13 protein-coding genes and 1 tRNA gene are annotated in these 14,245 nt (G+C 72.7%); 3 read left to right on the forward strand and 11 right to left on the reverse strand.

Translation table 11 applies throughout. The features are described from left to right. The first annotated feature begins 70 nt into the window (after positions 1-70). Entirely contained in the window at positions 71-532 is a 462-nt protein-coding gene (locus tag WMF17_RS02405) for a hypothetical protein (protein ID WP_437647889.1), read from the forward strand. 112 nt (positions 533-644) lie between these two features. Here WMF17_RS02405 and WMF17_RS02410 read toward each other — a convergent pair. Further along, positions 645-717: transfer RNA gene (locus WMF17_RS02410), tRNA-Ala, on the reverse strand. Positions 718-849: 132 nt separating this feature from the next. After that, on the reverse strand, positions 850-2,982 hold the full coding sequence (locus WMF17_RS02415) for a hypothetical protein (protein ID WP_437647891.1): 2,133 nt from the start codon (positions 2,980-2,982) through the stop codon (positions 850-852). 222 nt (positions 2,983-3,204) lie between these two features. On the opposite strand from WMF17_RS02415, the gene WMF17_RS02420 reads away from it, so the two are divergent. Beyond that, positions 3,205-3,450, forward strand: coding sequence for a hypothetical protein (locus WMF17_RS02420; RefSeq protein WP_437600351.1), 246 nt, complete (start codon positions 3,205-3,207; stop codon positions 3,448-3,450). Here WMF17_RS02420 and WMF17_RS02425 read toward each other — a convergent pair. Continuing rightward, positions 3,411-3,896: a hypothetical protein gene (locus tag WMF17_RS02425; protein ID WP_437600352.1), complete on the reverse strand. Its 486-nt coding sequence runs from the start codon at positions 3,894-3,896 to the stop codon at positions 3,411-3,413. The two genes, WMF17_RS02420 and WMF17_RS02425, sit on opposite strands and share 40 nt — an antisense overlap. Positions 3,897-3,987: 91 nt before the next feature. Then, positions 3,988-4,815: an acetylglutamate kinase gene (gene argB / locus WMF17_RS02430; protein WP_437647893.1), complete on the reverse strand. Its 828-nt coding sequence runs from the start codon at positions 4,813-4,815 to the stop codon at positions 3,988-3,990. A gap of 153 nt (positions 4,816-4,968) precedes the next feature. On the opposite strand from argB, the gene WMF17_RS02435 reads away from it, so the two are divergent. Beyond that, positions 4,969-6,138 carry a M20/M25/M40 family metallo-hydrolase gene (locus WMF17_RS02435; RefSeq protein ID WP_437647895.1) on the forward strand — a complete coding sequence of 390 codons (1,170 nt, stop codon included), beginning with the start codon at positions 4,969-4,971 and terminating at the stop codon, positions 6,136-6,138. A 376-nt stretch (positions 6,139-6,514) separates the two neighbouring features. Here the strand turns inward: WMF17_RS02435 and WMF17_RS02440 are convergent, their stop codons facing one another. The 7 genes from WMF17_RS02440 to WMF17_RS02470 form a co-directional block, all read right to left on the reverse strand. After that, positions 6,515-7,369: a helix-turn-helix transcriptional regulator gene (locus WMF17_RS02440; RefSeq protein ID WP_437600356.1), complete on the reverse strand. Its 855-nt coding sequence runs from the start codon at positions 7,367-7,369 to the stop codon at positions 6,515-6,517. 57 nt (positions 7,370-7,426) lie between these two features. Next, positions 7,427-8,266 (reverse strand): PP2C family protein-serine/threonine phosphatase, encoded by an 840-nt coding sequence (locus WMF17_RS02445; protein ID WP_437600357.1) that lies wholly within the window; start codon positions 8,264-8,266, stop codon positions 7,427-7,429. A gap of 453 nt (positions 8,267-8,719) precedes the next feature. Then, a complete protein-coding gene (locus WMF17_RS02450) occupies positions 8,720-10,264 on the reverse strand; it encodes a hypothetical protein (protein ID WP_437600358.1) in 1,545 nt (514 codons plus the stop codon). An 85-nt stretch (positions 10,265-10,349) separates the two neighbouring features. Next, on the reverse strand, positions 10,350-11,297 hold the full coding sequence (locus WMF17_RS02455; protein WP_437600360.1) for a PEGA domain-containing protein: 948 nt from the start codon (positions 11,295-11,297) through the stop codon (positions 10,350-10,352). 119 nt (positions 11,298-11,416) lie between these two features. Further along, the gene (locus WMF17_RS02460; RefSeq protein ID WP_437647897.1) at positions 11,417-12,391 is read right to left on the reverse strand and encodes a hypothetical protein; all 975 of its coding nucleotides are present in this window, start codon (positions 12,389-12,391) and stop codon (positions 11,417-11,419) included. A gap of 270 nt (positions 12,392-12,661) precedes the next feature. Further along, positions 12,662-13,438 carry a PP2C family protein-serine/threonine phosphatase gene (locus WMF17_RS02465; RefSeq protein WP_437647898.1) on the reverse strand — a complete coding sequence of 259 codons (777 nt, stop codon included), beginning with the start codon at positions 13,436-13,438 and terminating at the stop codon, positions 12,662-12,664. Positions 13,439-13,685: 247 nt separating this feature from the next. Continuing rightward, complete coding sequence (locus WMF17_RS02470; RefSeq protein WP_437647900.1) at positions 13,686-14,039, reverse strand: PEGA domain-containing protein; 354 nt, start codon at positions 14,037-14,039, stop codon at positions 13,686-13,688. Positions 14,040-14,245 lie beyond the last annotated feature (206 nt).

The following is a 14,245-nucleotide window of genomic DNA, read 5'->3' on the forward strand; positions in this document are numbered from 1 at the left end:
GGCTCCAGGGGCGCGCGCCGCGGCGGCCGCGCGCTCCGCCATCTGTGCTCGCCGCCGCTGAGGAGGGCCCATGCCCAGGATCGACGAAGACCAAGTCCCGAGCGCGCCCGCGTCACGGCGAGCGCGAGACACCTACGACGACGAGCGCCGTCCGAGCGGGAGGCCGGTCCGCGTGAGCGATGCGGAGATCCGCGCGCTCGAGCTGGCGACGAGCGCCGCCGCGGGCGTGAACGCCCTGCAGGAGGACCTGGCCGAGTTCCGCTCCGAGACCCGCGCTGCGCTGGGTCGCGCGCCGTCACCCGGGCACGAGGGCAGCGGCCTGATCGGCGCGGTGTCCGAGATGCAGGCCGTGCTGGCTCGGCTCGACACGCCCCCCGAGCGGCGGGGCCCTTCCCGCGCCCGCAGCCTGGCGCGGGCCCCGGTCGTGGTCGCGCTCATCGCGGCGCTCGGCGGCGGCGCCGGGATCGCGGGGATCGTCGAGGCGGCGAGGGGCCGGCACGCGGCCGCGGAGGAGCGGCCGCGCGGCCCCTGAGCTCCAGGAGAGCCAGCCACGAGCGCCGAGCTCGCGGGATCCTGGCTGCGACCCTGGCCAGGTGGGCGCCGGGGCGGCGCCGGTGAGGCGAATAAGCTAAAGATTTCGAGGGTGGACCTGACAGGGATCGAACCTGCGACCTCTAGAGTGCGATTCTAGCGCTCTCCCAACTGAGCTACAGGCCCTCGCTTTCGAGAGCGCGGACTCTACTCGCCGGGACGCGGCTGTCAAGCGAAGAACGCCGTTTTCTGTCCGGCGTCCCTGTGCCTCGCCTGCGCGCGCGCCCCCTTGTCCATGTCCTTGCCCTGCTCCTGGTTCTAGTCCGCGGGGCTCTTGTCGGGCTGCGTGGGCGCTCCGGGCGGCTCGGCCGGGGTGCGCGCCTGGGCCTTCGGGTTGTGGAAGGAGAAGAGCCGCTCGCGCTCCTCCCCGTAGCTCTCCGTCTTGCCCCACTTCGGGTTCCAGTCCTTCACCCAGTACACCTCCCCGGAGACGATCGCGTCCTCGGGCCGGCCCGTGCGCTCGGGGTAGCGGTACATGTACTCCTTCATCGCGTCGCGGTACGACGTGTTGGCCGGCAGCTTGATGCGGGCGAAGTAGTCGCACCAGATCTGGGTGTACGCGAAGCTCTTCGCGTGCAGGAGGTCGAAGTTCGGCGGCTTGCCCGTGAAAGGATTGATGTGGCGGCCGTCGACCGTGACGGCGTCGACGACGATCGTCCCGTCATCCATCACCGGGTTGGGGGAGAACATGAACCAGCCCTGGAGGAACCGGAGCTTCTGCGCGAGGACCCGCGTCTCCTCGGGGTGAGGCACCTTCCAGCGGTTCTTGATGACCCAGAGCTCGACCGCCGCCTGGTTCACGGCGCCGGCGAACATCGCGAGCACGGCGAGCTCGCGCAGCGCGGCGAGCGTCTTCCGGCCGGCGAGCCGCAGCGGCGCCGGCGGGGCGGCGACCTCCGAGCGCTCCGGGATCCGCGCGCCGAGCGCCCGGCCCAGGCTGCGGCGGTGCGCCGCCGCCATCGCCGCGGTGGCCGCGTCGCGCGCGAGCGGCAGGCGGAGCACCCACGCCACGGCGGGGCCGAGCGGGATCGCCGCGACGATGTCGGCGAGCGCCCCGGCGCCCTCGAGCGGCGCGCCGTCGGGGCGCCGCGCCGCGAGCCCGTGCGCCGCGGAGCCCGACGCCTCGAAGGTCAGCAGCCCGAACCGGTCCATCCGCTTCAGCACGCGGCAAGCGAGGACGGCGCCCGGCGACCGCGGATCGAACAGCACGACGCGGGCCCGGTGCGCGCGCCGCATCGTGCGCGCGGCGATCTGCCAGTCCTCCCGGCCGAACAGGAGCGTGGAGAACACGCAGAGCGCCCACGCGAACGGCCCCAGCACGAACGTCATGCCGAAGCCGATGTGGAGCACGTTCATCATGACGAGCGCGAGCCGCCGCGCCCACACGCGGCCGAGGGGCGACAGGAGGCACACCGGCAGGGCCGCCTCGAACGCCATCACCATCTTCGTCATGAACACGATGACGACCTTCGGCGCGTAGTCGCGGATGTCCGCCACGATCGGCGTCACCATCCGGTCGACGTAGAGCACGTAGTGGATCGCGGTCCCGTTCTTCCAGGCGGGGCCGGTCTTGTGCACAACGTTGAAGAAATAGATCGCCGCGATCTGGATCAGCAGGACGGGCCCGAGGACGGTCACGTGGTCGTTCGGCTTCAGCGGGTCGTCGACCGTTGTGCGGTCGTTCAGATCGTCCGCGGTCCGCTCGCGGCTCCGCTTCAGCGACGCGAGGAGCGCGTCGACCGAGAAGCGATCGCCGAGCGGCAGGAAGCACGTCCAGAGCAGGAGCAGGTTGTGGACGACGTAGCCGCCGTTCTCGATGAGCAGGACGCGCCCGTTCATGCTCGTGACGAACACGAGCGAGAGCACCTGCATGAGCTTCGTCTTCCAGCCGATGAGCAGGCAGACGTAGGTCGCGAAGATCACGGCCCAGAGGACCCAGAGCTCGCCCGACGTGGAGAAGGCGTTGACGAGCGAGAAGTTCCCGCCGCCCTGCGGGCGCCAGAGGTTCACGTGGTTCGGCAGGACGCCGATGTCCGCGAACATGTCGGTCCACGCCCACGTGCGGCGGAGCAGGTCGCCGATCAGGAAGAAGCCGAGCAGGATGCGCGTGAAGCCGAGCGTCCGCCGGTCGAACGTGAAGAAGCTGTCCCGGAGGATGTCCCACATCGAGGGCCCGCGCGCGGGGGGAGGCGCCGGCGGCGGGGCGTCGTCCTCGCCCTCGGCTTCGCGGTCGTCGTCCGCGGCGGCGCCGCCCGCGGGCGCGTCCTCGCCTGCGCTGGAGCCTCCCGCGGCGGCAGCGGCCTTGCGGCCATCTCCGCGGCTCCCGCTGGGGTCCTCGTCCCGGAGCGCGCCCTCGGGCCCGCGCTCGTCGCGATCGTCGTTTGCGTTCATAAGGCGTCGAGGTCGATTCTACGCGAGCGCAGGGCTCGCGGGTTCCCGGCTCGTACCTACCGCAACCGCGCTGGCGCCGCACGAGGCGACCAGGATCGCGACGCGCCGGCGCGCCGGCTCCCCCTGGAGATCGCGCGGCGCGCTCGATGCGCGCGGGGCTCACCGCGGCGGCGGCGCGGGGCGCTTGATGCGGGCGGCGCGGGGCGGTAACGAGGAGCGAACGTGTCCCCGATGCCCGACGCGGAAGAGCGCCTTGCGCTCGCGGCCTGCGCCTTCCTGGCCGGCTGCATGCTGCTCGCGCCGCGCGAGTGGGTCTCGGCGGGGCTCGCCCTCGCGCTCGCGGCGGCGCTCTTCGCGTGGCACCTGCGGCTGCGCGCGCGGGCCCAGAGGGGCGCGCCGGCGGCGGGCGCGCCGGGCGCCGCGGGCGCTCAGGGCGCGCCGGGTGAGGAGCCGCGGGAGCCCGCCTGAACGCGCAGCGGCGGGCGGCCGAAGCGGGCGCGCACGCGATCGGCGACGGCGCGCATCTTCGGCGCCCCGAGGATCCGCCGCACCATGCGCCGCTTGCCGGGGAGGTCGAGGAGCATCACGCCGATCAGGATCACCAGCGCGCCCGGGCCCGGAATGCCGGGCAGCGCGAGCATGATCCCGAGCGCCACCGCGACGACGCCGAGCAGGTTCTTCCCGATGCGCGCCGAGATGCGCATCCAGGCTGGGCGTCCTGGCAGGAAGGGCTCGTCTTCCTGCTTTTCCAGGTAGTCCTCGGGCAGCCGGACAAGCACGAACGCGGCCAGCGACGTGGCCACGATGAAACTTGTGACGGCCACGCCCGCCCCGATCGCGAACTGGCCGCGATGCGCCTGCACGAACAAGACCGCTGATCGGACGGCATCCATGATCGAGCCCGCGAGGAGCATACGGCGCGCGGTCAGCCGGGGCGAGGCCGGCCGCGCGGGTCAGCGGTCGAGCCCGGCCGCGCGGCTCAGGGGACGAGGCCGGCCGCGCGGCTCAGGGGACGAGCACGGTGCCGATCGAGCCCGGCGCGCTCGCCTCGCGCGCGAGATCCCCCGGGCTCAGCCGTCCCACGATGTGGATGCGGCGGACCCCCTCCGCGAGCGCGGCGAACGACTCCTCGAGCTTCGGGATCATCCCGCGCGTGACGGCGCCGCTCGCGATGAGCGCGCGCCCCTCGCCGACCGTGAGGCTCGGGATGCGCGAGGCGGGATCCGAGACGTCGCGCAGCACGCCGGGCACGTCGCTCACGAGGAAGAGCCCGGCGGCGCCGAGCTCGATGGCGACCCGGTTGGCGACCGTGTCGGCGTTGATGTTGTAGACCTGCCCGTCCGTGCCGGCGCCGAGGCAGGCGAGCACGGGCACGTAGCCGGCGCGCCCGAGCAGCTCGAGGAGCCCGCGGTCGACGCCCGTGATGTCGCCGACGAGGCCGAGGTCCACCGGCTCGGGCCCGGCGCTCCTGTAGACCTGCGGCGGCCGCTTGACGGCCGAGAGGGCGGGCCCGCTCGCCCCGTGGAGCCCGACGGGCCGCGCGCCCGCGGCGAGGAGCGCGGCGCAGAGGTCGACGTTGAGCTTGCCCGCGACGACCATCTTCATGACGTCGAGCGTGTCCGCGTCGGTGACGCGCTGGCCCGCGACCTGCCGGACGGGGATGCCGAGGCGCTCCTGCAGCCGGCTCGCCTGCGCGCCGCCGCCGTGGACGACGACCGCGCGCGCGCCGCCGCGGGTGAGCGCCGCGAGGTCGCCGGCGAGGACGGCGAGGGCAGGGCTGCCCACGACCTCGCCGCCGAGCTTGATGACGAGCGGCCCTTCCGACGCTGTCACGGGTGCCTCCGCGCTGCTCTGGGACGGTTCATGAGCGCAACACGTATCACTTCTGCAGCGGGCAGGGCAGAGGTCGCCGGGTCCTCCCCGCGCCCGGCCTCGCGGCGGCGCGGCGGCGCGGCGGTGCCCGGGCTTCCGTGGCATGCTGGCGTGGTGATCCAGGCACTCCGACAGGCGCTGTCCAGCCGCACGGAGCCGATGCTCGCGCTCCTCGAGCGGCTGGTGAACCTCAACTCGTTCACGGACAACCCGCGCGGCGGCGACGCGGTGGGCGAGGTCATCGCCAACGAGCTCTCGACGATCCCTGGCCTGTGCGTGCGGCGGCACGCGAGCGCGCGGTTCGCCGCGCACTGGGTGGTGGAGAGCGAGGCGGCGAAGGCGTCGCCGGCGGGGCACGTCGCCCTCGTCGGGCACCTCGACACGGTGTTCCCCCCGGGGGTCTTCGAGGGTTTCCGCCTGGACGGCGACCTCGCGCGCGGGCCCGGGGTGCTCGACATGAAGGGCGGGCTCGTGGTGGCGATCGAGGCGCTCAGGGTGCTCGAGCAGATCGGCGCGCTGCCGCAGATCGCGGTGCGGTTCGCGATCGTGTCGGACGAGGAGGTCGGGTCGCCCGAGGGTCGCCCGCTGCTGCAGCGCGAGCTCGCGGACGCGGCGTGCGCGCTCGTGTTCGAGGCGGGGCGCGAGGGCGACAGGATCATCACCGCGCGCAGGGGCACGGGCGCCGCGGTGGTGAGGGCCACGGGCAAGGCGGCGCACGCTGGCAACGCGCACAAGCAGGGCGCGAACGCCATCTGGGCGCTCGCCCGCTTCATCGACTGGGCGCAGCGGCTCACCGACTACGGCCGGGGGGTGACGGTCAATGTCGGCAAGGTGAGCGGCGGGCAGGGCAGGAACACGGTGCCCGACGCCGCGGAGGCCGGGGTCGATTTCCGCTTCGTGAGCCTCGCGGACGGCGAGGCGATCCTCGCGGCGCTCGCCGCGGCGGCGCACGAGGCGGCGATCGAGGTCCCCGGCACCGCGGTGCGCGTCGACGGCGAGATCGCGCGGTCTCCCCTCGTGCGGACCGAGGCGAGCGCGGCGCTCTGCCGCGAGTACGCGGCCTGCGCGCGGGCGGCGGGGCTTGGCGACGCCGAGGCGCCGCTCATCGGCGGCGGGTCTGACGCGAGCTCGACGGCCGAGATCGGGATCCCGTCCATCGACGGGCTGGGGCCGCGGGGCAGCGGTTTCCACACGAAGGACGAGCTCATCGAGGTGAGCACCCTCGTGCCGAAGGCGGAGGCGCTGGCGTCGTTCCTGCTGGGGCGGTGCGCCTCGGCGAGGTGAGGTTGATCGATGGCGTGCGGCGAGCGAGGCACGCTGTGGGGTGGCCGGCCTGCGCTCGCCGCGGGCCTGCGAGCTCGTCCCGGTCCGTGAGCTGGGTAGATCCGGAGATGAGAAAGAGGAGCAGGAGAATGAGGAGCAGGAGAATGAGGGTTGCCCACCCCCGGCCCGTGCTCGGCCCTTCGGGCCTGCGCGCGGTCCGCCCCTCCCAAATCGCGCGCTCCGCGCGCTCAGGGAGGGGTGCGCCTGTCGCAAGCACTTCACCCACCTCCCAGACCTCCCAGCCGCCGGCGCACACGTCACCGTACCGCCGTGCTCGGCTTCTCCTCGTGGTCCACCCGCCGAAGTCCGGCCAGGGATCCCGGAGGGAGAGATTTTCTCACCCATGGCGCCCTACTCCCGGGAGCGTCGTGTTCAGGGGAGAGCGCTCTGCTTCCTCCCAATCGGACGCACCGGCCGCGCTCGTCCCCCCTTCGTCGGGCTGCAGCGGGAAGCTCGTCAGGGTGGCAGCGCGACGGGCGAGCTCTTCCCCCGCGACGGCGCGGACAGGGCGCGGTGGCCGGAGCTGCGGCAGGGGAGGCGGCGGGAGCTTCGCCTGCGGGCTCCTGGCCGCGAGCTCGGGAGACGGCACCACGGGAGGTGGAATGTCGAGCGCGCGGGGAGGTATCGGCGGCGACGCCGAGCGCTCACGCTCGGTGACGAGCTCACCGGCCCGGAACACCGCGGTATCCTCCGCGTCCGTTCGGCGGTCGTCGTGCAGCCGCCACAGGCGCTCCCAGTACCGCGCCGGCGTGCCGGTGAAGGTCTCCAGCTGCCGCGCGAGGCCGGGCCTCATGGGCAGGTCGCTCCTCAGCAGCCGCTCCACCTCCCTCGGTTCCAACCCCGTGCTCTCGGCCAGCTTCCTCCTCCACGAAGGCGTCGTCGCGCAGAACGACTCGAGGACCCTTCCTGGCCAGGGGACGGGGCGCCCTCGGGCGTCTCTCAGCTCGGCGAGCGCCGCATCGACGTGACAGTCCAGCAGGCGCCGGCAACGGTCCCGCTCCCCCGCTGCCTGCTCCTTCGCGTCGGTGAGGGCGGCCTCCTCTTCATCATGCGCCAGCTCGCGCGCCTCACGAAACCCCCGCTCGCGTCCCAACGCTTCGCGCGCGGTGACCGCGAAGCCGATCGCGATGCACGCGATCATCGCGAGCCCGATCGGCGAGACGAGCCACATTGCACCCAGCATGTCTTCCATGTTCCCTCCTGAACCGTGAGCACTCCTGTCCGATGCGCCGCGGAGCCCGGCCTTGTGCTACCCGACCCAAGGCATCCCCTCACATCCGCCGTTCGTCGCGCCTGGCTCAGCGCGCCGTCTCGTCCCGCCTCCCAGGCGCGCCAGGACGCACGTCACATTGTCCGGCCCGCCATGCTCGTTGGCGATGTCGACAAGCAGGCTCGCCGCGAGGCTCAGGTCCCGGTGCCTCCCCAGCACGCCCTCGATCCGTGGCTCGGGCACCGGCCCCCAGAGCCCATCCGAGCAGACGAGGAAGATATCGCCCGGCGCCGTCGCCTCCACGCGCGACTCGATCGCCACGCTCTCGTCGCACCCGAGCGCCCGCGTGATCGCGCTCGCCCGATCGCTCAGCGCCTCCAGCGCTGCCAGTGCGCCGTCGCCATCGCGCAGCAGCTCTTCCAGCAGTGTGTGATCCCGCGTCAGCCGCTCCAGCTTGCCGCCCCGCATCCGGTAGACCCGCGAGTCGCCCACGTGCGCGATGTACGCCATCCCAGCTCCGAGCAGCACGCCCGCGAAGGTCGTCGCCATGCCGCGCACTTCCTCTTTTTTCTGGCTCGCGTCGTAGATCGCCCGGTTTGCCCGCCGCACGCTCAGCACCAGCCTCACCTCGTCACGGTCGTGCGGCGTCGCCGTGCCGTAAGGCCATGTGTCCTCGAGATCCTCGTCCTCCTCGAAGCAGCTCTTGACGACCTCGATGGCCATCCGGGACGCCACCTCTCCGGCCGCGTTGCCGCCGAGGCCATCGGCCACCATGAACAGCCCGAGGCACGGCAGCGCCGCGAAGCTGTCCTCGTTGTGGCTGCGGCGGCGGCCCACGTCCGACTGCGCTGCCGCCTCGATGGCGAGCTGTGGATACACGATCGTCCTCCTCGCGTGCTCGTCCACAGGACGAGCCGAGCCATGGCGCGCCGCGTATCGCGGCGCGCTCAATCCTCCTCACGACCACCTCAGCGCGCGAGGCGCTGCTCCCTGCTCAGCGCGCGTGGGCCACGTCGGCGCACGCGCGGCGCGCGCTCATCCCTGTCAGGCGCCAGGCCCCAAAGGGGTCCGCTTCTCCCGGGCTGCTGCCAATGGCCATTGGATAAATATCCAGACTATAGGCCTGACGAAGCAGTGGAGGATTTCAGCAGACCATCGGCCCACCCGCCCGACACTCACGCTTTCGCAGCAGTGTTGTTAGCCCCGAGCAGCCCACCGATCCGCGTTGCCGCGGCACGCTGAAATCTACTGCCTGGGTGCTCTGCACGTCCAGCCTCCTGAAGCGATGCTGCCCTTGATTGGTCCGGAGAAGCTCATTCCCTCCAGAGCGCTTCAATTCTCACACGATCCACCTGAGCCGAAATTCCAGCAACTCCCGGCGCTCCCCGGCGCGCCGGCGCTCTCCGGCGGGCCGCCGGGCGCGGCGTTTCCGCCGGCGCCCGGCGTGCCTGGCGTAAACGTCTTCAGCTCGGGGGGGGCGGCCGGGGTCGACGCGAAGGTGATGCCGACTGCGTAGCCGCCTCGGCCGCCGCCGCCGGAGCCACCGCGGCCGCCGTCGCCGCCATTTCCTCCTTGACAGCCGCGTCTTGAGTCGCCCAGCCCGGAGTCCGCTCCGCCAGCGGCGCCATCCCCTCCTCGGGCGCCCGTCCTGCCGGCCGCGCCGTCGCCGCCTTTTCCGGCCTTCCCTACGGTCACCGCGACATCGGTCAGCACCAGCTTCGTGCCCAGGCTGAGGATCCCGACGCTCGACCCGCCGGTCTTGCCGCCGCCCCCTCCTTTACCGCCGCACCCACCGGCCCCGCCGCCGCCGCCGCTCGCACCCACGCCATCGACGAGGGTCGAGTTGAGCGAGCAGAACAACCCCGACTTGGCGCCGCCGCCCCCGCCGCCCCCTTGACCACGGCCGCCCGTCATGCCTTGGCCGCCGTCTCCGCCGCTGATCCCGGCGAGCGTCAGCGTCGCGCCGCTGCCAGCGTCACCTGGCCCGCCAGCGCTGCCGCTCTTGCCCGGTTCGCCTGGCTCACACTCGCCTTCAGGATCGACCTGCCCGACGCCGCCGATGCCCTTCCCGGATGGATTCGGCTCCGGCATCGGCCCCCCATCCCGCCCGGCCAGCCCGTTGCCCTCCTCTGTCCCCGTGATTCCTCCGGTCCCGCCGTCTCCGCCGCGCGTCTCGCCGTCCTCGCACGTCGTCGCGCCGGCGGTCCCGCCGATGACCAGGTTCGGCGCCATGCACGCATTCGACGCGCTCGTCGCCTCCGCGCTTGCGCCCGCGATGGGCGCCTCTGTCGGCGTCGTCCCGTTCTCGCCGTCCATCCCGTCGCCCGCCGTCACATCCACCTGCGCCAGCTCCGCCTCGATGTCCGCCACGGCCACACCGATCGACGACCCGCCGCTCTTCACCGCGCTGGCCGCGCGCACCGCGAAGCTTCTCACCTTCGCACCGCTCGCTCCCTCGCTCAGCGTCAGCGCGATCTGCCCTGCGGGCCCCACGATCGCGCTCCGCGCCTCAGCGCTCCACGTCCACTCCGCCGCGCAGTCGAAGCCGCCGATCACCTCGACCTCCGCTCCGATCGTCACGCTCTCCGCGAACGCCCCGCTCGCGCACGCCAGCACGCGCTTGCCGTTCGCGTTCGCCACCGCCTCCCCGAGCGACGCGTACGGCCTTGCCTTGGTTCCATCGCCGCCCGGCATCGCGCTCGCGCTCGCGAACACCGCGCATTCCTCCGTCGCCGTGCTCGCGTCCTCCGTCGGGTCCACATCGCACACGGCGCTGCTGCCGCCGCCACCGCCCTCACCGCTGCTCACGTCGCACACGAGCGTGAGCGTGCAGTCGTCCGGCATCGCATACGGGAAGCATCCCAGCGGCTGGCTCACGGCAACCATCACCCCGAGAATGAGCACCGAGCCACAGCGAGCAGTCCGACGCATGCTTCTGTCTCCTCGACCCTCTACACCCTGCTCAGAAGCCACCGCGTACTCCAATCCCGAGGCCGCTCGACCCGACGAGAGGCGTTACATGCACACGCCGCTCGTTCACGGAGGCGCGCGACATGAGACCATAGACGAGTGTTCCGACCCCGATCGTCCCCGCACCGACGAAGCTCCAGAACGCCGCGTTGCTGAGATCGTAGCGAGCGGCGACGGCGTCCTTCAGCTCCGTGCATCGCGCGGGTGCGCCGGGAGCCTCACATGCACCCAAGCCGCCCGCTTGACGCAGCAGCCTTCGCTGCTCTTCCGCGTCGCTGGCGTTCGCGTTCGCCAGCACCGTGAACACCACGCCCGCGACCGCCGCCGCTCCCGCCGTCGCCGCACCGCCGATCAGCACTGCCGTCCTCGGACCGCCGGCGTGCTCCTCCGCGCTGCGGTCGGGCGGTGCCATGGTCGTGTCCAGCAGCCTCGGTGGCGGTGCGCCCGCCGACTTCGGCTGAAGCTGCAGCCCATTCTCGATCTCGCCGCCGGCCCCGAGCTGCACCGTCATCTTCTTCGTCTCGTACTCCTCGTGCTCCACCGAGATCGTGTGCGCGCCCGCCTCCACGAACAGCGGATCCGGCAGCGGCGTCGACCCTCGCAACGTGCCGTCAACGAACACCCGCGCCCCGTCCACGTCGGTGCGCACCACCAGCGTGCCCACCTTCGACCGCGCCTCCGCGTAGATCGCCGCGCCTCGCTCTCGCTCCGCCGCCGTGCTCGTCGCGTCCTCCGCCATCTCCCGCACGTACCTCGCGAGGTGCTCGGCCGCGTCGCGGTAGCGGCCGAGCTTGAGCTCAGCCGCGCCAAGGTTTCCGCGGATCGTGTAGTGGGCGTTCAGCGCCAGCGCCGCCAGGAACGCGGCCCGCGCGTCGGCCCAGCGGGATTGCGCGAAGGCATCGACGCCTTCCTTGAACAACTTCCGCGCCTGCTGGGTCATCGCGGCTGCTTCCGCCTCGTGCGGTGCCGCGCTCGGCTGTGTCCGGCCCGGCGCCGCCCAGCAGAGCAACGCGAGCAAGCCAGCGACAGAGGCGATGCGACGAATGTGCCTGTGCATGATCAGAACTTCGGCTCCGTGTGGGGGGCGCGCTTGCCCGGTGGCTCGGTGGATTCATTTGCGCTGGCAACAGGCGCCGACAGCGGCGCCTCGGCCGACGAGGTGGCGGGCGCTACCGGCGCTGCGGGCGCCTGGGCTGTCGCGTCGGCCGTGGCCACGGATGAACGCTGCCGCTGCACCGGCTGCATCACGGTCGCTCTCGGCGCCGGCGCGTCCGCCTCGGGTGCGGGCCTTCGGGGCGCGCCGTGCGCCGCTTCAACTCGATCCGGCGCCGCGGGAGGCGCGGCGCGTTCGACGGACACCTCCGGCGACGCTCGGACGGGCGCGCTCTCCGCGCGCTCGGCGCTCGCAGGCGCGTCGCTCGTTGTGCGCGCGCCGCTCGCCGCCGCCGCTTCACGCACCGCGTGCGCGCCGCTCGCCGCCGCAGTTTCGCTCCTCGCGTGGGGCCCGCTCGCCCGCGCCGCCTCTCCGGCCGGCGCCCCTTCCTTCACCCCGCACATCGCCGCGGCGCCGATCCCCGCCGCCAGCGCCAGCACCGCCACGGCCGTCCCAGCGCGCCGCGCCTTCGCAGGCCTCGCCGCCGCCTCGTCCTTCTCTTCCGCCGCCTCGCTCCTCGGCCGGTGCGCCGACGGCAGCGCGCTCTTGTCGATCACCGCCGCCCCTGCCGCCGCGTCCGCCGCCCACGGGCTCCCGCCGCCGCTCTTCCCGCCGCCGCTCTTCCCCCCGGCGCTCTTCTCTCCTGGACCCTTCGCGCCGCTCCCTCGCGCCGTGCCCTTCGGCGCCATCGCCTCCCGCAGCCGCGCCGCGGTGCTCGGCTTTCCCTCGTGGTCCACCCGCACGTTCACGCGCGGCTCCCGCGGCGGCGGTCCTTGCTTCGTCCTCTCCCACGCCGCGTACGCGGTCCAGTACGCCTCCACCTCGTCGCGCAGCTCCGGCTCGATGTAGATCACCCCCGTCTGGAACGCCGGGTGGGACACCAGCTGGCTCGGTGCCGGCGCTGGGCTGGCCGGCGCGCCGGCGCCCGGCTCGCTCGCCGCGCCTCCCTCCGCTTCGCGGTCCCCGCGCTCATCCCGGTCTGAGAAAGCGATCGCCTCGGAGAAGAGGAGACAGAGCAGGAGAATGACAGATGCCCACCCCCGGCCCGTGCTCGGCCCTTCGGGCCTGCGCGCGGTCCGCCCCTCCCAAGTCCCGCGCTCCGCGCGGGACGGGAGGGGTGCGTCTGTCGACCACCGCGCGGTTGTCATGGGTCACCCACCTCCCAGCCGCGCCAGCACGCACGTCACGTTGTCCGGCCCCCCGTGCTCGTTGGCGATGTCGACCAGCAGGCTCGCCGCCAGGCTCAGGTCCCGGTGCCTCCCCAGCACGCCCTCGATCCGCGCCTCGGGCACCGGGCCCCACAGTCCGTCGGAGCACACGAGGAAGATGTCTCCCGGCGCTGTCGCCTCCACGCGCGACTCGATATCCACGCTCTCGTCGCACCCGAGCGCCCGCGTCACGGCGTTGGCCCGGTCGCTCAGCGCCTCCAGCGCTGCCAGCGCGCCGTCGCCCTCGCGCAGCAGCTCCTCCAGCAGCGTGTGATCTTGCGTCAGCCGCTCCAGCTTGCCGCCCCGCATCCGGTAGACCCGCGAGTCGCCCACGTGCGCGATGTACGCCATGCCAGCTCCGAGCAGCACGCCCGCGAAGGTCGTCGCCATGCCGCGCACTTCCTCTTTCTTCTGGCTCGCCTCGTAGATCGCCCGGTTCGCCCGCCGCACGCTCAGCACCAGCCTCACCTCGTCCCGGTCGTGCGGCGTCGCCGTGCCGTAAGGCCACGTGTCCTCGAGATCCTCGTCCTCCTCGAAGCAGCCCTTGACCACCTCGATGGCCATCCGCGACGCGACCTCTCCGGCCGCGTTGCCTCCCAGGCCGTCGGCCACCATGAAGAGCCCCAGGCACGGCAGCGCCGCGAAGCTGTCCTCGTTGTGGCTGCGCCGACGGCCCACGTCCGAGTGCGCCGCCGCCTCGATGGCGAGCTGTGGGTACACCTTCGTCCTCCTCGCGTGCTCGTCTTCGAGACGAGCCGAGCCATGGCGTGCCGCAGACAGCGGCGCGCGTTCTCCTCGATGTGATCAGGCCGCGTCGCGCGCGGCCTTCGCTACGTCGCTACCGCTCCGCCGCAATGGCGGAGCATCGTCTCGCCTCGATCACTCGCCGCGCTCGAGCTGCTCTCGCGCGCCTTCGCCTCGTCTCAGACGCGTCGCCCCGATCTGGGAGGCTGCGCGCCCTCCTCCATCAGCGCTTCGACACCTCGGCGACGTGGCTCGCCGCAGGCGACGCCTCCTTCACCGGTGCGTTCATCGTGGCGGGCACCTCCATGTGCGACGGACGCAGCAGAGGCATCGTCAGGTCCAGCGTCTCCCCCGCCTTCGCCTTGATGACAAGCTGCGCCGGCACGTACCCATCGAGCTCCGCTTGGATCCGATGCGGACCCGGCGCCAGGAACACCGGATACGAGAACGGCGTGCGGCCCCGCTTGCACCCATCGACCGTCACCTGCGCGCCTTCCGGCGTTGTCGCCAGGTTGAGCGTCATGACCCTGGTCACCGCTTCCTTCAGCGCTTTCTCGGACTGCTCCAGCAGCGCCATGTCGTCGGGCGTCAGCTCCAGCGACGAGGACTGCTGCGTCGGCTCTCTGATGTCCGCTCTCCAGCAGGTCGTGCGCTCCCCCTGGGCCGTCCTCTCCGCGGGCGTTTCCTGTGGGGACGACGACGGGTGCATCGGCGTTGCCGTGACGTCCGCGGACCGAACAGCGCATCCGGCAAGGGAAACTCCGGCGGCCAGCACGAGGATGC

Origin of the sequence: Sorangium sp. So ce362, from assembly GCF_051519845.1 — a bacterium.
GTDB lineage: Bacteria > Myxococcota_A > Polyangia > Polyangiales > Polyangiaceae > Sorangium.